This is a genomic window from Spirosoma litoris (assembly GCF_054776755.1).
The window spans coordinates 102,099-123,714 of sequence record NZ_BAAHBI010000052.1 but is presented as its reverse complement, the minus strand read 5'-3'; the positions used below and the strand labels follow the sequence as shown (position 1 = coordinate 123,714).

At 46.7% G+C, this 21,616-nt stretch carries 17 protein-coding genes; 12 read left to right on the top strand and 5 right to left on the bottom strand.

Annotated elements, in window-relative coordinates:
• The first annotated feature begins 88 nt into the window (after positions 1-88).
• Both ACYVGR_RS28415 and ACYVGR_RS28410 read left to right on the top strand, forming a co-directional pair.
• Positions 89-541 (top strand): GNAT family N-acetyltransferase, encoded by a 453-nt coding sequence (locus tag ACYVGR_RS28415; RefSeq protein ID WP_460963207.1) that lies wholly within the window; start codon positions 89-91, stop codon positions 539-541.
• Complete coding sequence (locus ACYVGR_RS28410; RefSeq protein ID WP_460963205.1) at positions 538-2,691, top strand: ComEC/Rec2 family competence protein; 2,154 nt, start codon at positions 538-540, stop codon at positions 2,689-2,691. The genes ACYVGR_RS28415 and ACYVGR_RS28410 overlap by 4 nt, the downstream gene beginning before the upstream one ends.
• Before the next feature lie 58 nt (positions 2,692-2,749).
• Here ACYVGR_RS28410 and ACYVGR_RS28405 read toward each other — a convergent pair whose 3' ends face one another.
• The 3 genes from ACYVGR_RS28405 to ACYVGR_RS28395 all read right to left on the bottom strand — a co-directional run bounded on the left by ACYVGR_RS28405 (position 2,750) and on the right by ACYVGR_RS28395 (position 5,499).
• Positions 2,750-4,195 (bottom strand): tetratricopeptide repeat protein, encoded by a 1,446-nt coding sequence (locus ACYVGR_RS28405; protein ID WP_460963203.1) that lies wholly within the window; start codon positions 4,193-4,195, stop codon positions 2,750-2,752.
• Positions 4,196-4,307: 112 nt separating this feature from the next.
• Entirely contained in the window at positions 4,308-4,874 is a 567-nt protein-coding gene (locus tag ACYVGR_RS28400; RefSeq protein WP_460963201.1) for a hypothetical protein, read from the bottom strand.
• A 73-nt stretch (positions 4,875-4,947) separates the two neighbouring features.
• Complete coding sequence (locus tag ACYVGR_RS28395; RefSeq protein WP_460963200.1) at positions 4,948-5,499, bottom strand: ABC transporter permease; 552 nt, start codon at positions 5,497-5,499, stop codon at positions 4,948-4,950.
• Positions 5,500-5,615: 116 nt separating this feature from the next.
• Between ACYVGR_RS28395 and ACYVGR_RS28390 the strand changes: the two genes are divergently transcribed.
• Both ACYVGR_RS28390 and ACYVGR_RS28385 read left to right on the top strand, forming a co-directional pair.
• Positions 5,616-6,293, top strand: a complete 678-nt coding sequence (locus tag ACYVGR_RS28390; RefSeq protein WP_460963198.1) for a TetR/AcrR family transcriptional regulator — start codon at positions 5,616-5,618, stop codon at positions 6,291-6,293.
• A 69-nt stretch (positions 6,294-6,362) separates the two neighbouring features.
• A complete protein-coding gene (locus tag ACYVGR_RS28385) occupies positions 6,363-7,688 on the top strand; it encodes an ABC1 kinase family protein (protein WP_460963196.1) in 1,326 nt (441 codons plus the stop codon).
• 258 nt (positions 7,689-7,946) lie between these two features.
• Here the strand turns inward: ACYVGR_RS28385 and ACYVGR_RS28380 are convergent, their stop codons facing one another.
• Positions 7,947-9,689 carry a glutamine--tRNA ligase/YqeY domain fusion protein gene (locus ACYVGR_RS28380; RefSeq protein WP_460963194.1) on the bottom strand — a complete coding sequence of 581 codons (1,743 nt, stop codon included), beginning with the start codon at positions 9,687-9,689 and terminating at the stop codon, positions 7,947-7,949.
• Between the two features lie 437 nt (positions 9,690-10,126).
• Here ACYVGR_RS28380 and ACYVGR_RS28375 point away from each other — a divergent pair, with 437 nt between their 5' ends.
• The 7 genes from ACYVGR_RS28375 (at position 10,127) to ACYVGR_RS28345 (ending at position 18,941) form a co-directional block, all read left to right on the top strand.
• Entirely contained in the window at positions 10,127-11,467 is a 1,341-nt protein-coding gene (locus ACYVGR_RS28375) for a TolC family protein (protein ID WP_460963192.1), read from the top strand.
• An 88-nt stretch (positions 11,468-11,555) separates the two neighbouring features.
• Positions 11,556-12,662, top strand: coding sequence for an efflux RND transporter periplasmic adaptor subunit (locus ACYVGR_RS28370; RefSeq protein WP_460963190.1), 1,107 nt, complete (start codon positions 11,556-11,558; stop codon positions 12,660-12,662).
• A gap of 88 nt (positions 12,663-12,750) precedes the next feature.
• Positions 12,751-15,939 carry an efflux RND transporter permease subunit gene (locus tag ACYVGR_RS28365; RefSeq protein WP_460963187.1) on the top strand — a complete coding sequence of 1,063 codons (3,189 nt, stop codon included), beginning with the start codon at positions 12,751-12,753 and terminating at the stop codon, positions 15,937-15,939.
• A gap of 117 nt (positions 15,940-16,056) precedes the next feature.
• Complete coding sequence (locus ACYVGR_RS28360) at positions 16,057-16,827, top strand: MBL fold metallo-hydrolase (protein WP_460963185.1); 771 nt, start codon at positions 16,057-16,059, stop codon at positions 16,825-16,827.
• Between the two features lie 78 nt (positions 16,828-16,905).
• A complete protein-coding gene (locus ACYVGR_RS28355; protein ID WP_460963183.1) occupies positions 16,906-17,580 on the top strand; it encodes a FadR/GntR family transcriptional regulator in 675 nt (224 codons plus the stop codon).
• Positions 17,581-17,607: 27 nt separating this feature from the next.
• Positions 17,608-18,819, top strand: coding sequence for an MFS transporter (locus ACYVGR_RS28350; protein WP_460963181.1), 1,212 nt, complete (start codon positions 17,608-17,610; stop codon positions 18,817-18,819).
• Positions 18,816-18,941, top strand: a complete 126-nt coding sequence (locus tag ACYVGR_RS28345; RefSeq protein WP_460963179.1) for a hypothetical protein — start codon at positions 18,816-18,818, stop codon at positions 18,939-18,941. The genes ACYVGR_RS28350 and ACYVGR_RS28345 overlap by 4 nt, the downstream gene beginning before the upstream one ends.
• Before the next feature lie 156 nt (positions 18,942-19,097).
• On the opposite strand, the gene ACYVGR_RS28340 is transcribed toward ACYVGR_RS28345, so the two are convergent.
• Positions 19,098-19,808: a response regulator transcription factor gene (locus ACYVGR_RS28340; protein ID WP_460963177.1), complete on the bottom strand. Its 711-nt coding sequence runs from the start codon at positions 19,806-19,808 to the stop codon at positions 19,098-19,100.
• Positions 19,809-20,452: 644 nt separating this feature from the next.
• On the opposite strand from ACYVGR_RS28340, the gene ACYVGR_RS28335 reads away from it, so the two are divergent.
• Complete coding sequence (locus tag ACYVGR_RS28335; RefSeq protein ID WP_460963176.1) at positions 20,453-21,541, top strand: efflux RND transporter periplasmic adaptor subunit; 1,089 nt, start codon at positions 20,453-20,455, stop codon at positions 21,539-21,541.
• Positions 21,542-21,616 lie beyond the last annotated feature (75 nt).

The window sequence follows — 21,616 nt, the reverse complement described above, 5'->3', positions numbered from 1 at the left end:
GGATTTAAAATTGGCTGATGTAGATACGAATCGCGCATTAGCCAGTCATAAAACCTGTAGCCTACGACCATTACTCGCTATAAACTTTATGATTAACGTTTTACCTATTTCAACTCCGGCTGATCTTGATATAGCTTTTGCTATTCGGCGAAAGGTATTTGTGGAGGAGCAACATGTGTCGGCAGAGGAGGAGTATGATGAATTTGAAGAAGTGAGCACGCATTTCCTGGCTTATTCAGACGGTACTCCATGTGGTACGTCCCGCTGGCGACGAACGTCGAATGGTATTAAGCTGGAACGGTTTGCCGTATTGCCTGCCTTTCGTGGGAAAGGAGTTGGTAAGGCTCTTGTTCAGGCTGTTTTGAACGATGTATTTAACCAGCAGCCAGAGCCCATTGAGCGTATTTATCTTCACGCACAGGTAACGGCCATGCCCCTGTATGCAAGCTTTGGGTTTGTAGCGGTTGGCCCCATGTTTGAGGAAGCGGGTATCCAGCACTATAAAATGGTACTACCCGGCGCTGCTTACTCGAAAGAATGAAAGGGCAGCCGTTTGTACGTTACGTAACCGCTCTGATTGCTGGTATCATTCTCTACACATTTCTGCCCGAGTTACCTGTTTTGCCATTAGGTGGACTGGTTCTTGGGCTTATTATGCTGGTTTGGGGATTTGTACAAACTTCGGGAAAAGCAACTAAACCAGTCCAACTTAGTCAAGGCGTTGGCGGGTTGATAATCCTTGCTGCTTTAGGCTGGGCCATTACCTATCAACGCACAGCCAGCAATCGACCAGATAACATCAGTCACGTTGCGGATACCTTACGGGCCTATGAAGGTGTCGTTGCAGCGCAACCCGAAGAACGTGCTAAAACCTATCGGGTTGAGTTGGAAATTCGGCGGGCTATGTTCAGAACGACAGACCGGCAAAACGAGCTACAACCAGAGACCAGAACTTGGAAACCGTTGAGTGGTCGAGTCATTGTTTATTTGGATAAAGCGGGCCAGCAACGGCCACAGTATGGAGAGGTTTGGCTGGTATCGGGCGCTCCCCGCTCAATTGACCCTCCGCTGAACCCTGGCGAATTTAATTATAAACGATATCTCAGCTATCGGAACATCTATCACCAGCAATACCTACGCCCGTTTCAGCGGCAAATTCTAGGGCTCGATCCCCCCAGCCGGATTACGCAGATAGCCTCTGTTGTCAATCGTTGGGCTGATAGTGTATTTACCCATCAGATTGGCGATCGGGCCGAATACGGAATTGTGAATGCTATGATTCTGGGCATTCGAGATGATCTGGATACTGAACTATACCGAGCCTATTCGGCAGCAGGGGCCGTGCATATTTTATCCGTATCCGGGTTGCATGTGGGGATACTGTTTCAGGTACTCACAATCCTACTTGGCTTTCTGGCTAAACGACCGCGTGGTAAACTCCTGATGGCCGCCCTGCAGCTAACCATTTTGTGGTTCTATGCGCTCGTGACCGGATTTTCGCCACCCGTACTTCGGTCAGCCGCTATGTTTACCATGGTTATTCTGGCGAATACCTTTGGACGTCAACAACAGATGCCCAATACATTAGGCGCGTCGGCATTTTTTATTCTCTGTTTTGATCCATACGCCTTGTTTTCGGCTGGGTTTCAGTTGTCCTATCTGGCTGTAGCAGGCATTAGCGCCTGGCAATCACCGTTATATCAGTCGATCACCTTTCGGACTAAATGGGCCGATAAACTTTGGAAATTAACCGCAGTAGCTCTAGTTGCTCAGTTGATTACATTTCCACTTGGGGTCTACTACTTTCACCAGTTTCCGACTTATTTTCTGCTGGCAAACCCAATTGTCATTGTGATGTCGGAAATTTTGTTGCCTTTAGCGATGGCGACCCTGGCATTGAGTTGGATACCGGTTGTTAATGATGGATTGGGATGGTTGTTGCAGAAAGCAGCCTGGTTTCTTAATTATGCTGTTACACAAACGGGCCAGCTACCGGGAGCTGCCTGGGATGGACTATGGCTATCTACCTTTCCGATGCTGCTTGTATACGCTGTGATTTTTGGCGGAGCTGCTTTAGTGCTAACTCGTAACCGTTCGTATATATGGATGACTACAATGGCAGCTGTTCTTTTGGCAGTTTTTATTTGTTGGGAAGAATATCGCCAAGCCCACCAACAGCAGATAGCCGTCCATTTCCTGCCACATCGGACAGCAATTAGCCTTACCTACGGGCATCGTAGCACACTCCTGACCGATTTAGATACGAACGATACACGGTCCTTTGATTTCTATCTTAAAAATACGTTTGGGCAGTGGGGTGTTTCGGATCTGACGATTATCAAGGCGAAACCAATTGATCAATCGTCCACATCACTAACGGGCATTCCGACTTCCTATCGAAATCGGGATTATGCGTTGTGGGTATCGAGGGGGAAATCGCTGTTATTGGTGAATAAATTTTCCAGTTCGAGCCATTGGCGGTTACCTGCGGTGGTGGACTACCTCATCATTCGTAGAAATGCGTTGCAGGAGTGGGGACAGCTTAGCGGGCGCGTAGTTGCCCGACATATTATTTTTGATGACTCGAACAAAACGCCACTCACAGATAGGTTATTAGCTGAAGCGAAACAACAAGGTATTGCCTGTTATTCCGTACGCCAAATGGGCGCTTATGTCGCTGATTTAGACTGATTACATGAGCTTTAATGCAGCAGCCCTCGCAAGCGAATTAGCTGGGAGGGCTATTTTTTTACCTCGTATATAAAGCCCCTTTGGCTATGGTAGACTCGTATTCGTAATTAATCGTTTCCAAAAACTTACCCGTTACCCAGCCAACATCGGCATTGCGGACGAAAACGAACCGCTTGGGTGAGGAGGCTGTTGAGTAAGCTTTCATCAGGGACTCTAACCAAAGGGCACCAGCAATGAGTTGTTTTTCGGTGAGTTGACTTTGGAGTGTCGTGATATCTTTCTCCGCTTTCTCGCGAATTGCTGGGTCCAGGATGCCATTCAGATTGGGCTTTGTCAGTTCCCGATAATCTGTTAACGCAAGTCGTTTAAATTGATTCATATCATCCATAGTAATGGGAACTGCCATAAACCCAGCTCGTTCAGGGTGCAGATAGGTGACCAAGGCCCAAACAATATCGCCACCAATACCAACTGTATTGCGCTGTTGTAGCCCTCGATTGCCTGCCATAAAACCACTGGTAAAGACCGAGTCGGCAATGGTTTTGATGACCCGTTGTGCCTCGCGTTTATAAGCATCCATGGATAGCGAGCGCTTCGCTTCGATCTTATCCACGAACGAACTTGTTCCCAAAGAGAGATTCAGGCTATGAAACGTTTTAGAACCCAGACCTATGCCTACATCGAAATAGCCGCCGATGGTACTATTTTTTCCTAAGTCCAGCGCCGAGGTGGTAGGCCACACTTTACGGGGAATAGCCCCAGTCGTAAATAATTCCGCTTCCCGATTTGCCGTAAGCGTTGTGTCTATTTTTAGTGTACTGTTTGGGAGAGCACGTGACAGTTGATCATATACCTTTCGTCGACTGTCGGGGTTGCGGGCCAGCTCTTCCCGAACGTCATTGCTCAATACGATGAAAACGCGCTCGTTTGGAATATTGTAGCGCTGAATAGAATCAATACAGGTTCGTAAGGCATCCTGTTCGGCCCGAAAACCTTTCGATGCATCGGCAAAAAGAGTCGTTGAAGGATTCGCAATTTCAGCAATTGACTTAATATCTTTCTCGTAAAAATCCGTTTCGTATTTCGTTTTGAGAATGGCCAGCTTGATGCTTGATAAACCAATTTGGATGCCTGCATATAGGTTTTTATTCGATAACCCCCGCACAATCTCATTGACTCCCCATGCACTGGCCACATAGTTCAGTTTGAGGTACTGGGCGCCCGCTCGCTGGAGATATCGGACAGCTGTAGTGGTATCGTGTAGATCGCTGTACGAAAGTCCCAATAGTTCATTGGTGACAGCTTCCCAATATAAACTGGTAGTTTTTGTAGCGGGTAAAGCCCGTTGCAGCAGATTGATAGCCGCATCCGACTTATCAACTTCCCGGAGGGTATTGGCTAACTTAATGTAACGGATGGCCTGATGCAGACTATTGGCTTTCTGGGCGAAGCCTGTCAGGCACCAGCAATTCAGTACGAAAAGTAATGTGAGTAAGGACTTCATAAGCAGGGCGAGTAAAACGGGTTATCGCCACACTTACGTAATAAATCCACAAATAGACTTATTTGGCCTGCGTTATGAGCCCAAAGTCGATTAAACGGGAAAATGACCGGAGTTAGGGTTGACTACCCACTTTGCTCAGCGAATCAGCTTTAGGGGCAGGTGGGCGGAATCCACCGATTTCCTTTTGCATATCTGCTTTCTTGGATTGATACAGCGTCCACTGTTCGGGAGTGAGAATGGGTTTCAGCTTTTCTTCCTTCTCTTCATTGAACATCATCATCATTTCCCGAATCTGCTTAATTGTCTCGGGAGAAGGCCGACCACCAGCACCTCCATTCGCACTGACGATGTCTTTAATAGCATCCTGCTGTTGGCTGGCGTATTCGTTGTTGAGACGTTTGACTTCTTTGAGCTGATCTTTCGTTAGGGATAAATTCTCTTTAAGCCATTTCGTTTCCTTCATGGCCATATCACCTGCAATGTTCGGTACCGACGATCGGGGTGTGCTGGGCATCTGATTCATGCCACTCATTCCGCCCATGCGGCCACCGCCATACCCACCCCCTCCGTATCCGCCACCATAGCCACCGTACTGGCCAAAGCTATTAGCTGTCAGGAACAAGCTTAGGCTTAGGCATACAAGGCAAGAAAGGACTAAACGGGGTAACGACGAAGTCATGATATTGATTAGCTAGTTACGAATAGGATGATTTTGGGGCAAAGTTCGATAAAAAAAAGCAAAATCCCGGCTGTTATCGAATTGGTGCCTTTTCGAGGGGCTTTATACGAACCCGTAAATGAGGTTCTTCGCCATCGGGTACAAGTACAACGACGTTATTTGTCAGTGTTTCGCCATTTTCAAATGTATGTCCAGTCTGAACACGTAGGCTCATGTCCTCCGGATTCTCTGGCGACTCGGTTGTGCTGGCTGAAGCAGTATAGGATGTTGAAACGGGACGGGCGCGGAGGGTAATCGTTTTAGACGTTAACTTGGCCCCGGTAGCGTTGATACAGTCGAAACGGGCTAACAGATCCTGATCCCGAACACCAAATGACGTTTGGCGAGGGCTGAATACTTTCGTATTACCACTTTTGTTGGTGGCATAGACCGTCAACTCATAACGTTTGAAGGTACCCAGATTATTGATTTCTCGTTTACATTCCGTTCGAATCGTGTAGCCGTACTCGATACCGTTGACTTGGGCCGGTTGGTTGATTTTGATTTCGTACGATTGTTGGGCAAAGGTGGGAAAGACCAGCGCAACGCCCAATAGAATAAGCAGGCAAACAGAGCAGTTATTCATGCGAATATCAAGAGGATAAATAGTATCCGAAATTTACAAGAAAAACAGATGCAATGGATAAGATATTGTAAGAACGATACTAAACTTTTCCGTCATACAGACCGTTGACCTTTTATATGGAAACGCTCGAAAAAATCCGCAAGGCGTACACGGAATATGTACTTGAGAATGGAAAGCAACCGACCTCAGTTTTTCAGTTTGCCAAGAAATTGAAAATTGCGGAAGCTGACTTCTATACCGATTATGCTTCCTTCGATGCAATCGAAGCCGATATCTGGCTTACGTTTTTTACCGAAGCCCAGTCAACTGTCGAAGCCGACGAAACGTATCAGGGGTATTCAGTCCGGGAGAAACTTCTGGCATTCTATTACACCTGGATTGAGCTACTGAAAGCCCAACGCAGTTTTGTGGTCTATAGTTATGGGCGCTTACGAGCAGAAAGCCGACAGCATGGTGTGCGAAACATAGGGCAGAGCGGCTGGGTGCCTGGTCAAAAATCGCCGGTATTGACTCCGTTTAAAGACGCGTTCTTTGATTATGCCCGCGATCTACTGGCCGAAGGTCGGGAAAGCAAAGAGGTAGAACCTCGTCCGTTTGTGACCGACCGTTACCCAAATGCACTCTGGGGGCAAACACTCTTTTTGCTCGACTTCTGGGTGCGTGATGTGAGCAAAAATTTCGAAAAAACCGATTCGGCTATCGAAAAGTCAGTAAATACAGCCTTCGATCTCATTGGCCGTTCTCCGCTGGACACGCTCTTCGATTTCGCCAAGTTTGTGTATCAAAATAAATAGCGTGGAGCAAGGAGCTCGGAGCATGGTTTTTAAGCCCTGCCCCAAGCTCCTTGCCCCCTGCCTCGTGTTATGAAAAGCCAAACCTCAGTTCCGACGACTAAAGTTGCCCGTGCCAGCCAGTTTGTGAAAGCCGGAGTAAAAGTAGGCGGGAACTATATTAAGCATTACAGCAAAAAGCTGCTCGATCCCGATTTATCGAAGGAGGAGCTTCATAAGGACAATGCCGCTGATATTTATGACGCCCTGAGTGAATTGAAAGGGTCCGCCCTGAAAATGGCTCAGATGTTAAGTATGGACCGGGGGCTGTTGCCAGTTGCCTATTCCGACAAGTTCACCATGGCGCAATACTCAGCTCCTCCGTTGTCGGGCCCGTTGGTGGTGAAAACGTTTAAGACGTATTTTGGTAAAACTCCGACGCAACTGTTCGATAGATTTGATAGTCAGGCCGTCAATGCCGCTAGTATTGGGCAGGTGCATCAAGCCTGGAAAGACGGGAAGAAACTAGCCGTGAAGGTGCAGTATCCGGGCGTTGCCGATGCCGTGAGTTCCGATCTGAAGATTGCGAAGCCATTGGCTGTTCGATTGCTAAATCTGAACGAACGCGACATTGATCGCTACATGGGCGAGGTGGAGTCGAAGTTGCTGGAAGAAACGGATTATGAGCTTGAACTTCGCCGGTCCATTGAGATTTCGGAAGCCTGTGCGAACATTCCCGATCTGGTATTTCCCAAATACTATCCAGAACTATCGTCGAAGCGCATCCTGACGATGGACTGGTTGGATGGATTGCATTTGAAAGAATTTTTGAAGACCAATCCAGATCAGGAAATCCGTAACCGAATTGGACAAGCGTTGTGGGATTTCTATGATTTTCAGATTCACACGCTCCGGCAGGTCCATGCCGACCCACATCCCGGTAATTTCCTGATGCGGGCCGATGGCACCATGGGCGTGATCGATTTCGGCTGTGTGAAAGTAATTCCTGATTTCTACTACGATAATTACTTCCGATTGGTTAACCCCGACACGCTTGAGAATGCGGAACTGACCGAGGAAATTTTTGAGAATCTGGAGTTTTTAACCCCCGCCGATTCGCCAAAAGAGCGAGTCTTTTTCTCGGATTTATTCAAAGAAATGACCCAAATGTTGGCCGAACCTTTTGCCGTTGATTCGTTTGATTTTGGCGACGATGCCTATTTCACGAAAGTATACGCCTTTGCCGAAGGATTAGCGAACATACAGGAACTAAAAAACTCGAAAGTGGCGCGGGGCTCTCAGGATGGATTGTACGTAAATCGCACGTATTACGGCTTATACGCCATGTTGAACGAACTCAAAGCCCGCGTGACAACCACCAAGCCCGAATGGCTACGCTCGAAAAAGGAGCTGGTTTGACGTGAATTATGGATGATTTACGAATAGAATTATACTAGTTTTTTGTCCTCCCGACGGTAGGAGGGATCTTCGGCAACTGGTTATTTACCGAAGATCCCTCCTACCGTCGGGAGGACAAAAAATAACATTATAAACGGCTGATAAACAGATGGTAGTTTTAGTTTATACCCATTATTCACGTTGACATATCACACTATAAAAAAGGGCACCCTGTGTGTAGGGTGCCCTTTTTTATAGTGTGATATGTCAACATCGTTGTTACCCTTTCTTCTGTTCCTTCGCCCAGCCATCTTTTAACGTGACGGTCCGATTGAATACGGGCCGATCAACGGTAGAATCCTGGTCGAGGATGAAGTAGCCTTTACGCATGAACTGGAAGTTGCTTTGTGCGCCAGAACGAGCCGCTTCAACCAGAGCCGGTTCAACAAAAGCGCGCACGATTTCCAGCGAATTTGGATTCAATAACTCCCGGAATTCACGTTCATCGGCGGCAGGGTTTTCTACCGAGAATAGGCGGTCATACAGACGAACTTCAGCTTCTACTGCGTGCGGAACCGATACCCAGTGAATGGTGCCTTTTACATTGATCCCAGACGTATCGGAGCCACTGCGACTTTCGGGGATGTACGAACAACGTAGTTCAATAATTTCACCAGCGTTGTCTTTGACCACCTCATCGCACTTAATGATATAAGCTCCTTTTAGCCGAACCATACCGCCAGGGAACAATCGGAAGAACTTTTTCGGCGGGTTCTCCATGAAATCGTCCCGCTCAATGTACACCTCCCGACTGAACGGAACATCGCGCTCTCCGGCGGTGGCATCTTCGGGGTTGTTTTCAATCCGCATGATTTCCTCCCGACCCAGTTCATAATTCGTAATGACTAGTTTCAGCGGCTTTTCGTCGAGAACAGCCATCACCCGATGAGTCGTTTTGTTCAGTTCTTCACGGATACAAAACTCCAGCAAACCTACATCGATCAGGTTATCGCGTTTGGCAATCCCGATACGGTCGGCAAATTCGCGGATGCTGGCAGGCGTATAGCCACGACGGCGAATACCAGCAATGGTTGGCATCCGGGGATCGTCCCAACCGCTTACATGCCCATCTTCCACCAGTTGTTTCAGTTTACGTTTGCTCATAACCGTGTAGGTCAAATTAAGCCGCGCAAACTCGATCTGGCGAGAAGGGAAGATGTTAAGTTTATCAATGAACCAATCGTATAAAGGACGGTGCACCTCAAATTCCAGCGTACAAAGCGAGTGCGTAATGTGCTCAATCGAGTCGGATTGTCCGTGCGCGAAATCGTACATCGGGTAAATACACCAGGCGTCGCCTGTGCGGTGGTGATGCGCGTGCTTGATGCGGTAAATGATTGGATCGCGCAACTGCATGTTCGGCGAAGCCATATCGACTTTCGCCCGGAGAACTTTGGCACCATCGGGATACTCGCCCGCTTTCATCCGCCGGAACAGATCGAGATTTTCATCAACGCTCCGGTCACGGTACTGACTCAGTCGACCTGGTTCGGTAGGTGTACCTTTCTGAGCGGCAATTTCCTCCGATGTCGAATCATCTACGTACGCTAATCCTTTCTGAATCAGGGTTTCGGCGAAGGAATAAATCGTGTCGAAGTAATCGGATGCATAAAATTCGTTCTCCCAGTTAAAGCCTAACCAGCGAACATCGTTCTTGATCGAATCGACGTATTCGGTATCTTCCGTAACAGGATTGGTGTCGTCGAAACGGAGGTTTGTCTGCCCGCCGTATTTATCGGCCAGCCCAAAATTCAGACAAATAGATTTGGCGTGGCCAATATGTAAATAGCCGTTGGGTTCGGGTGGGAAGCGCGTATGAATACGCCCACCGTTCTTGCCAGCGGCCAGGTCTTCTTCTACGATTTGTTCAATAAAGTTGAGGGAATTGCCAACACCGCTGCCATTGACAGAATTATTTTCGTTGGTAACGCCTTCGCCGGAATCTTTAGTTGCTTCAGTCATGTGGTTGCGTACTGATAAATAGTGCGAAAATTACGGCCTTTGCCCCGCTTTGGCAAACCCAAACTGTGCTAAAGCAAAAACGAACGAATTTTCGGTTGTGGTGTGTAGGTGCCGAAAAGGCCCTATCGCATTCGCAAAAATCCAGCTGAATTGGTACCGTTGGCTGGACGTTTTAGGGTTGTCAGAGGCCTAAATGAACAGATTAAAGATATTTTAACATGGCGCTTACTGGCATCGTTCAAAAATTAGCCACTGGTTAAATCGCTTCATTATCAGGATAATAAAGAAAGTTGTTTTACGGATAGGCAGGTTCGCAGAATTACTTAAGTAGCTTATTCCAATCGCTAATTTATTGGCCATGAACGAACAAAATGGTTGCTCGAACGAGTTGTAAGTAGTACACGCTGTTGACTATATTCGAACGACGGGTGTTCTGTATGAATAAAACGTTTATTGCCTTTCTTTTTACGATTGGGTGGTTTTTTTCAATTGATGTAGTAGCTCAGAAAACAACGGATTCTTTAGCCAGGCAAGCCTATTTAGCCGATTGCATTCAGTACGCTTTAGGCCATCAGCCAGTTGTTCGCCAATCGATTATTGATCAGGATATTGCCGAACGTACCGTGCAAAGTTCATTAGCCGCCTGGTATCCGCAAATCAATGCTTCGTACAATCTGCTTCACTACCTCAAACTACCCGTTACACTCATTCCCAACGCCACTACGGGCGAAAAACAGCCGGTAAGCTTGGGAGCGGCCAACACCTCGACAGCTTCGCTTTCAGTGACGCAAAGTATTTTTAATCGGGATGTTTTATTAGCTAGTCGGACTGCTGATGTTTATCGGACGCAGGCTACACAAACCACCGTCAAAAATAAGATTGATGTGGTGGTCAATGTTAGCAAAGCATTTTATGACCTGATTCTGACGCAACGTCAGGTTGATATTCTGAGTCAGGACATTGCCCGATTGCAGCGCAGTTTACAGGACGCGACGAACCAGTATCAAAGTGGTATTGTCGACAAAACCGATCCCCAGCGAGCGAAGATTGCCCTCAACAATTCGCTGGCCCAACGAAAGCAGTATCGAGATCTGATTGGGGCCAAATACCAGACGCTAAAACAAACCATGGGCTATCCACCGAACAGCCAACTGGCCGTGTCGTATGATACCCTGCAACTGGTTCGCGAAGTTGCTCTGGATACGTTGCAACTGGTGAATCCACAAAACCGAATTGAGTATCAGCTTTTGCAAACGCAGGGCCGATTGCTGGATGCCAATGTTCGTTACAATCGCTGGGCCTATTTACCCTCGGTATCGGCCTTTGGCAACTATAACTTGTTGTATCAGAATAGTTCATTCGGGCAGCTTTACAGTCTTTCCTTTCCGAACTCACTGGTTGGCTTAACACTAACACTACCTATTTTTCAGGGAGGACGGCGTATTCATCAGACAAAAATTGCAGAGTTGCAGGTTCAACGACTTAACTGGGATTTGGCCGCCCTGAATAGTGCTGTCGACGCGGAGTATGCAACGGCTTTAGCCAACTATAAAGGTAACCTGGCGAATTATCTGGCACTGGTCGAAAATCAGCAGCTAGCCGAAGATGTATACCGGGTTATTAACCTGCAATATCGATCTGGCATCAAAACCTACCTGGACGTGACCATTGCTGAAGCCGATCTTCGCACTGCCCGACTAAATGTATTTAACGCATTGTATCAAGTGCTAGTCAGCAAATTAGACGTTCAGCGATCCCTCGGCGTAATCCAGATTTGATACTAACTGACCTGATACCGGGCTTACCAACTCGGTAGTTCTATCCAAAATAATGTATCAGACTTTTGGGCTGGATACACAAAAAATTATGAAGCATCCTATAAATCTGGCCATTTCGGGATCTTTCCTGGCCTTGTTACTTACCGCCTGTGGCGGAGATAAAAATCAACAGCAAGCCCCACCACCTCCTACTGCAGTAACGGCTGTGAAGGTTACTAAAGGCAGTGCTGTTTACTATGATCAATTCCCGGCGACCGTAACGGCTCTTCTGCAGGTGGATATTCAGCCGCAGGTAGCCGGAAATATTACGGGGATCTTTTTTCAGGATGGTCAACACGTTAGTAAAGGACAAAAACTGTATACCATCGACCCTCAGCAATATCGGGCAACCTACGATCAGGCTGTAGCCAATCTGAATGTGCAGAAAGCCAACCTAAACCGGGCTCAGAAAGATGCTGATCGGTACAATACGCTGGCGCAGCAGGATGCGGTAGCCAAGCAACTGGTCGATAATGCCAACGCTACCCTGGAAGCGGCCAAAATGCAGGTTGAAGCTTCTCAGGCTACCATCCAGCAAGTGGCAACAAATCTGAAATACACAACCATCTATGCGCCAATGGATGGCACAATTGGTATCTCGCAGGTACGATTAGGTGCGGCTGTAGCCCCCGGCTCAACACCACTCAATACTATCTCGTCGGACAATCCGATTGCGGCAGATGTTCAGATTGATGAATCGCAGATTCCACGGTTTCTCAAATTACAGAACCAGCCCAATGTCGTCCGCGATTCAACGCTGATACTCATGTTGCCCGATGGTAGTAAATACCCATATCCTGGTACTGTGAAAATCATTGACCGGGCGGTTGATCCCCAAACCGGTACGTTGCGGGTTCGAGTTGCCTTTCCAAACGCCAATAAACAGTTAAAGGTGGGCCTAAATGCCAATGTTCGGGTGAAAAACAGCAGTGGGGAGCCCCAATTGCTGATTCCGTACCAGGCGGTAACTGAGCAGATGAGCGAATATTTTGTGTTTGTGGTGGGCGATAGCAGTAAGGTCAGTCAGAAAAAAGTGACTCTGGGTGCTCGCATTAACGGTCAGGTAATCGTGAAAAATGGCCTAACCGAAGGCGAAACCATTGTAACCGAGGGCACGCAGAAAATTCGGGATGGAGCAAAGGTGCAAGTAAAGTAAGTAATAGGAGCGAGAAATGAGGAGAGAGGAGTTGCTGATGTGTCAGCCTTCTCGCTCCTCGCTTCCCACTCCTCACTCCTAAAAAGACATGTTCGCAGAAATATTTATAAATCGACCCGTTACGGCCATAGTCGCATCCGTTGTGATTGTTGCGTTGGGTGTGCTGGCCTTATTGAGTTTGCCGGTCAGTCAGTATCCCGATATTACACCGCCGGTTGTGCAGGTGACGGGTACGTATACGGGTGCCGATGCCCAGACGGTAGAACAGACCGTGGCTACACCCATCGAAACGCAGGTGAATGGTACACCGGGTATGGACTACGTACAGACCAATGCCACGAACGATGGTCGAATGACCATGAACGTGACATTTAAGGTTGGTACCGATGTGAATATTGCAGCCCTGGATGTGCAGAATCGCGTTGGTATTGCTCAGCCACAATTACCACAGGAAGTTACGCGTCTGGGGGTTGTGGTTCGTAAACGGAATCCATCGTTGTTTATGCTGGTGGCTATTTATTCGCCAAACGGTACGCACAATGTCTCGTTTCTGGATAACTACACAAACATTTACATTCGGGATGCCTTATTACGGGTACCAGGTGTGGGCGATATTTTCAGCCGGGCCGATGATTTCAGTATGCGTATCTGGCTCAAACCCGACCGGTTGACCCAACTCGGAATGACCCCCGACGACGTAGTTGCTGCTTTACAGGAGCAAAACCTTCAGGTGGCTGGTGGTTCGGTAGGTGCTTCGCCCCAGCCCGCTTCGCAGGCTTTTGAGTATTCCGTTTTTACCAATAGCCGACTAAGTAAGGAGGAGGATTTTAAAAAAATCATTGTTCGTAGCGATCCCTCGAAAGGGTCTCTTGTGTATCTAGAAGATGTTGCGCGGGTGCAGTTGGGTAAATTTTCCTATGCCAGCAATTCGTTCGTAGATGGCAAACGGGCTTCGTACTTGCTTGTCTATCAGTTGCCGGGTAGTAATGCGCTGGCCACTGCCGAAGGTGTGTATGCGGCTATGGACAACCTGAAAAAAACCTTCCCCAAAGACATTGAATATGTCGTTCCCTTTGAGTCGGTATCGGTGATTCAGGTGTCTATCTCCGAAGTGGTCGAAACGCTTTTGGAAGCATTGGTTCTGGTTATCCTTGTTGTGTTTTTGTTCCTCCAGAGCTGGCGGGCTACCCTTATTACCTTGCTGGCCATTCCGGTGTCCATTGTGGGTACATTCGCCTTGTTTGTGCCATTGGGCTTTACCATAAACACGCTGACTCTCTTTGCGTTTGTGTTGGCGATCGGGATTGTGGTGGATGATGCCATTGTGGTGGTAGAAGCCGTACAAGTTAACCTCGATAAGGGCATGACACCCAAGGAGGCTACCCGAGAAGCCATGCGTGAGATTTCGGCTCCCGTTATTGCTATCGCCCTGATTCTGGCCGCTGTGTTTGTGCCGGTAGGTTTTATTCCGGGTATCGTCGGCCGTTTGTATCAGCAATTTGCGATCACGATTGCGGTGTCGGTACTGATTTCGGCTTTTGTCGCCTTATCGCTGACCCCCGCTTTGTGTACACTGCTGTTGCGCCCGATGCACATTGATGAAAAAGCAACGGGGCTGAACAAGCTGTTTTACAAGTTTAATCAGTGGTTCGAGCGGATTACGAATGCCTATTCCAATGGCGTGAAGCGGCTCATCAAAGCCACACCACTAGTTATTGTAGGTCTGGTTGTGGTTTATATTGGCACTGGCTTATTGTTCCGCGCCAAACCGACCGGCTTCATTCCAACCGAAGATGAAGGCCGACTGATCGTTACCTTTGAAATTCCCGAAGCGGCTTCTACGACTCGTAGTTTGGTGGTGCTCAACAAGATAATGAGTACGCTGAAAGAGCAGCCGTACGTTGCTCACTTTGCGGCTCTGGGTGGTCTGAACGCAGTTACGTTCGCGTCTAAATCAAACAGCGGGACTGTCTTTATATCCTTAAAACCCTGGGAGGAGCGGAAGGAGCGGAATATGCAGGCCGATTCACTTGTGGTGAAGCTACAGAAGGCATTATCGGGCTTAAACGATGCTCGGCCACAGGTATTACAACCACCCGCTATTCCGGGGTTGGGCCAATCGTCAGGGTTTACTTTCGAGATTCAACAGCGCGAAACCAATGATGATGTCCAGGCATTTGATGGGGTTGTACAGAATTTTCTGGCTGAGGCTAACAAACGCCCGGAAATTGGCCGCGCTTTTACGTATTTCACGGCTAAATCGCCTGCGTATCGAGTCGATGTTGATCGGGATAAATGTAAAAAACTGGGTATTTCGGTTAGCTCCGTTTACACGACTATGCAAACGTTGCTGGGAAGTCAGTACGTCAACGATTTCATTATTTATGGTCGCAAATTCCGGGTCGTTGCGCAGGCCGATACCATGTACCGGGATGATATAAAGGCACTTAATCAATATTATGTTCGCAATGGGGCGGGTCAGTTGGTGCCCATTAGCACAGTAATCAAAACCAGTGTAATCGAGAACGCGCCGTTGATATCCCACTTTAACCTGTTCCGCTCTGTCGAACTGAATGGCGTTGCTAAACCAGGGTATAGCAGTAGCCAGGCCAACGACGCTCTTCGGGAAGTGGCGGCTAAAGTGCTTCCCGCTGGCTATGCTTACGACTTTGGTGGACTAAGCCGGGAGGAAATCAATGCGGGCAGTAGTTCGATTTACATTTTCATGCTGTCAGTTGGTTTCGTGTTCCTGTTCTTGGCTGCCTTATACGAAAGCTGGTCGGTGCCGTTCTCCGTACTCCTGTCCGTACCAATTGGGGCTTTAGGGGCGATTACGGCACTCATTCTGTTCCCTTATCTAACCAATAACGTGTACGCTCAGATTGGTCTGATTACCCTGATTGGTCTTGCAGCCAAAAACGCCATCCTGATCGTGGAATTTGCCAAAGAGCGCGTCGATAAAGGGGAGGACTTGCTCGAATCAACTATCGAAGCCGTTCGGTTGAGATTGCGCCCAATCCTGATGACATCGCTGGCGTTTATCCTGGGGGTATTCCCGCTGGCCCTGGCAAGTGGGGCAGGGGGTGTTGCCAGAGCTACCATTGGCCGTACCGTGTTAGGCGGTATGCTGGCTGCTACGTCACTGGCTATTTTCGTTGTGCCGGTTTTATATGTTGGCATTACCCGGCTGGCCTATGGCAAGAAAGGGCTGGCGGCCTTAAAGGCGAATGCAAAAAAAGACGACCCGAAAGAGGGTGAACAGCCTGCACATGCCTGATAAAGGCGTATCTTCGTCTAACAGAGTAAATTGATTCTGTAGATTCTATCGATTCTAAACGTTTAGAATCGATAGAATCTACAGAATCATTGTCAATACGTAGCTTGTTAGATTATCATGAGTTTGTTTATTACCTCCTTAAATTCGGGCAGTAACGGAAATTGCTATTACGTTGGAAATGACCGGGAAGCAGTCCTGATTGATGCGGGTATTTCCTGTAAAGAAACCGAACGGCGGATGCTGCGTCTGGGTTTATCGATGGATAAGGTGAAGGCAATTTTTGTTTCTCACGAACATTCCGACCATATCCGGGGTATTCCTCAACTTGCTAAAAAATATCAGTTGCCGGTCTTTATCACACCCGGTACGTTACAAAATTCGGGCTTTTCCATTCAAACGTTCCCACTTCGGGCCTTGCGGGGATACGAGCCGGTCTGGATTGGCGATCTCTGTGTTACGGCCTTCCCCAAATTGCATGATGCCAGTGATCCACATAGTTTTCTGGTCTCTTACAAAGAAACGAATGTGGGCGTCTTCACAGATATTGGTGCTCCCTGTGAGCATCTGATTCATCATTTCCAGAAATGTCATGCGGCCTTTCTAGAGGCCAACTACGACGATGATTTGCTGGCAAATGGTCGTTATCCGTATTTCCTTAAACAACGGATTCGGGGCGGAAAGGGGCACTTGTCGAATCAGCAGGCACTGGATCTGTTCAGAGCACACAAGCCCGACTACATGAGCCACGTGCTATTGGCTCACCTCTCGAAAGACAATAATTGTCCGCAGGTAGCCAGCGATTTATTTATGCCTCATATGGGCAACACCAAGCTTATTGTGGCTTCCCGTTTTCAGGAAACGCCGGTATTTACAATTACAGCCGGATAATCAATAGGGTAAGGCAATAAAGGCGTGGAACATGGAAATGTATAAAAAAAGTTGACCTGTTCAAAAAACAGGCTACCTTTGTCATCAGATGATATGATGAATAGCCCAATACAAAAACGGTCACTTGCCGAAGAAGTTGCGAATCAGATCAGCAACTACATTCAATTAGGGCATTACGTGGCCGATCAGAAACTGCCTACCGAACCCGAACTGATGAAACAGTACGGTGTCGGTAGATCGACCATTCGGGAAGCCGTTCGCATGCTGGCGAATTCGGGCTTGCTGCGCGTTCAGCAAGGTGTTGGGACATTTATTAAGGCGTATTCATCTAGTAATGAGACACTGGACCAACGCTTAAAGCGAGCTGAAGCCAGCGACATTGATGAGGTACGGCAACTGATTGAAGTGAAAATTGCGCAGAAAGCTGCCATCAACCGTACACAACAACAGCTTGAGCGTATGGAAGAATTTCTGGCACAACGTGTTCAGGCAGCGCATGACGGGTTGCTGGAAGAATGCATACAGGCCGATATTAACTTTCATCTAAGCATTGCCGAGGCATCGGGTAATGCTATTTTGACCGATATGTATCAAGCTTTTTCGGATCGTCTGAAAAGTTGGTTTCTGCAGATTTATCCGGATACAAAGGCATTTGTTCAGACTAACGGTCTGCATAAAGCACTGCTTCAGAGTATTAAAGAGCGTGATGAGATAAAAGCGCTGAACTACGCAACCCAGATTCTGAAACATTAATTTTTTTAGGTTTAAACATCAGATGATATGATGAATAATGGACAACTGACGCCTATCCAGCAACCCGAAGAACGTATTCAGCAAACTGCTTATTCGGTCTTGTACTCAATTAGCCTGGCTCATTTGTTGAACGATATGCTTCAGGCGATCATCCCTGCTATTTATCCGCTGATTAAGGTTAGCTTCCATCTTGATTTCTCCCAAATTGGGCTTGTGACGTTAGCTTATCAGTTAACGGCTTCAATCCTTCAACCGTTTGTTGGCTTTTATACAGATAAGCACCCTAAGCCTTTTTCGCTGGCCTTCGGCATGGGTATTTCGTTGTTGGGGCTGGTAAGTCTTGCTTACGCATCGAGTTTTTACTGGATTTTGGCCTCTGTCAGCCTAATCGGAATCGGGTCTTCTATTTTTCACCCCGATTCTTCGCGGGTTGCCTATTTAGCGTCGGGTGGAAAACGGGGATTGGCTCAATCGATTTTTCAGCTGGGTGGTAATGCGGGGAGTGCATTAGGGCCTTTGCTGGCTGCCTTGCTCGTTGTTCCATTTGGGCAACGAAGTGTGATGTGGTTTGGCTTAGTTGCCTTATTCGGAATTGTTTTGCTGACGAAGATAGGGCAGTGGTATAAAACAGTTGCTTTGCCCAAAGTAAGTAAAACCCTTACCGAGAATCGGGTAGGCTTAAGTCATGCCCGGATCATCGCTTCGATGGCAATTCTGCTGATACTGATTTTTTCCAAGTACTTCTATCTGGCAGGAATGACCAGTTATTATACGTTTTACTTAATGGACAAATTCGGACTATCGGTCGAAAGTGCTCAGATTCAGTTGTTTATTTTCTTGGCTTCAATTGCTGTTGGAACACTGGCGGGCGGCCCGTTGGGCGATCGATTTGGGCGAAAATACATTATCTGGATTTCTATTCTGGGAGCCGCTCCGTTTACACTCCTGCTGCCTTACGCAAATCTGTTTTGGACAGGTGTACTTTCTGTGTGTATTGGCTTATTAATCTCATCAGCCTTCTCGGCCATTATTGTCTACGCTCAGGAACTGATGCCCGGAAAGGTGGGGATGATAGCGGGTTTATTCTTCGGTTTTGCTTTTGGCATGGGCGGTCTGGGGTCGGCTTTGCTTGGTAAACTTGCCGACGAGACAAGCATCAACTACGTTTTTTATGTGTGTTCGTTTTTGCCTTTATTGGGTATATTAACCGCTTTCCTACCCAATTTAGAAAAGGAATGATGAGCTTCTTATCTATAAATGAACGGGTAAACAAATGGGGATTTCTTGTTGTAGCTGGCATTTTCTGGACGCTCAGTGCACAAACCCAGACAGCGGCCGACAGTACCAATTACGCTCAGTAAGCTAAAAAAATCGACAACAAAGTAAATCTAATCGTTTACCAACACTACTCAGCGATTCCGAACCAGTCGACGTATAAAGCCTCTTCTTCGTTTTATCGGTCAGTTCTACAACAAGAGACTCTCCAATTACGCTACTTGAGACAAACTCAGCGTGGTTTAGGCATTGTCATATTTGTCGTATTCTTTCATGACAAAACCGATTCCTTTCCGGGTGTGGATTAGCTTTATGTCAAAATCCTTGTCAATTTTTTTACGCAACGAGTTCATATATACGTTGAGTAAATTGTTGCCAACGTTCGTCGGCATTTCCCAAACATTCTGCGTAATCTCTTCGCGACTGAGTACCGTTCCTTTATTTCGTAAGAAATACTCCAGTAAGGCAAATTCGCGGGGTGTCACGTTGATCTGTTTATTTCCCGCCCTATTGACTGTCTTTGTTCGAAGATCGAGCGTTAAATCAGCCATCGTTAGCTGAGTTGACTCAGCTAGTTCAACATCGTAGGATTGGTAACTACGTTTAATATTCGCCTTAATTCGAACGAGTAGTTCGCTAAACTCGACAGGTTTAACCACATAGTCGTCGGCGCCAGTTTCAAACCCGGTCAGTTTACTCTCAATAGCTCCCTGAGTGGTGAGGATAATAATAGGGATTTGGATATTCTGAGACCGGATGTCACGGCAAAGTTCGTAGCCACTCATATCGGGCAGATTAATTTCGGTTATAATCAAATTAATCCCCCCAAACCCGATTAGCTTTCGGGCACTTGCTCCATCGAGCGCTACAGAAACCTTAAAGCCATACTCCCTTAGGCTACGCTTCAGAGACATTGCCAGTTTAACATCTTCGTCAACCAGTAAGATTTGCATAAGAATAGCGCTTTGACCTTGCCAAATTTATAAACCATATTCTTTCCGGAAATGATTAAAATGACTTCTAACCCGTTTTTAATATTCTTTTCATCATTCTTTAACCAATTTTGCTTAAGTCAATTTTAATAACAACTATTTGTTTAAATTGTACAATTAAAACCGCATGAAAATCAGAATAGCCTGTGCCTGACACGGTATTGTCCAAAAAAAAATAATTGTTTAAAGAATTTCTAATCGGGTCTTAAGTTTTTTTTAATGTAGTCCGCGTACTGGTAAAATACCTTTGTGTAAGTCGATTCTAAGCCCATTGGCGTCTAGGTCCCATTGATTTCTCTGTGCCCAGCGAGCCCTTCTTCAACTTGCCGAAGCCGCCGACAATCCGTTTGAAAAATTCATATACTCTACGGACATGGGATCAGATCAACCGGCCTATGATTTAGTCGTTACATGAAAAAATGTTTTAGTCATGGTCGCTTTTAGTAGCTTTGTCAAGCTCGGTTTACCCGTTAACTGCAGTCGTAGAAAAAACCAGACGGGCTGATGTAGGTCTTGAAAATCAAAAAGTTCGACAACAAAACAAATTGGCTAGCGCTCACTTATTAAAATTTTAAAAAAGTTTCTTGTAATAAATTTAGATTATCATGAAGAGAAGTCTGATGCTAATGCTTATAAGCTTGTGTACGTTATTAGGTTATACAAGCTGTACTCATAAAGAAGAGGAAAAAGAGGAGGAAATTAAATATTCGGTCAGCAGCCCTTTGTTGACAGACACGACCATTACAAATCAGTATGTGTGTCAGATTAGGTCTATCCAGCACATCGAGTTAAGGGCGCTGGAAAAGGGTTACCTTCAGAAGATTTTTGTGGATGAAGGTCAATACGTCAAAAAAGGGCAATTGATGTTCCAGATTCTGCCGATTCAATATCAGGCTGAATTACAAAAAGCAGAAGCGGAAGCCAATTTTGTTGGTGTTGAGTATAAAAACACCAAAGCGCTGGCCGATAGTAATATCGTTTCGAAAAACGAATTAGCATTGGCAAAAGCGAAGCTCGATAAGGCAAATGCTGAAGTATCGTTAGCCAAAGTGCATTTGGGCTTTACGGAAGTAAGAGCACCTTTCGATGGAATCATGGATCACTTTCAGGTACGATTGGGAAGCCTTGTTAACGAAGGTGATTTACTAACCACACTTTCGGATAACAGTAAAATGTGGGTGTATTTCAACGTTCCGGAAGCCGAGTACCTGAATTACAAAACGCACGCTCAGCAGGAAAATCTGAACAGTGTAAACTTACTGATGGCCAACCAACGGATTTATAACTATCCGGGTGTGGTTCAAACGATTGAGGCCGACTTTAACAATGAAACTGGTAACATTGCTTTCCGGGCTACATTCCCCAATCCAAATGGCTTGTTACGGCACGGCGAAACCGGCAATATTCAGATGACTCTGCCGCTTAGAAACGCCATGATCATCCCACAGAAAGCTACGTTCGAGGTTCTGGAAAAGAAGTACGTATATGTAGTGGATAAAGACAACAAAATTCGGTCGAGAGAGATCACGATAGGCGCAGAGATGCCACACATTTTTGTTGTTCGATCGGGTCTGAGCAAAGATGATAAGATCCTTCTGGAAGGCTTACGGCAGGTGAAAGAGAACGAAAAAATAGAATACAAATTCGTGCAGCCTGCTGCTGTTATCTCGAATCTGGGGCTATATGCCGAGTAAGTAAATGGTTAATGTATAATGACTAATGGACAATGGAAGTCAATTCATTATCAGGCTATTACTCATTATACATTA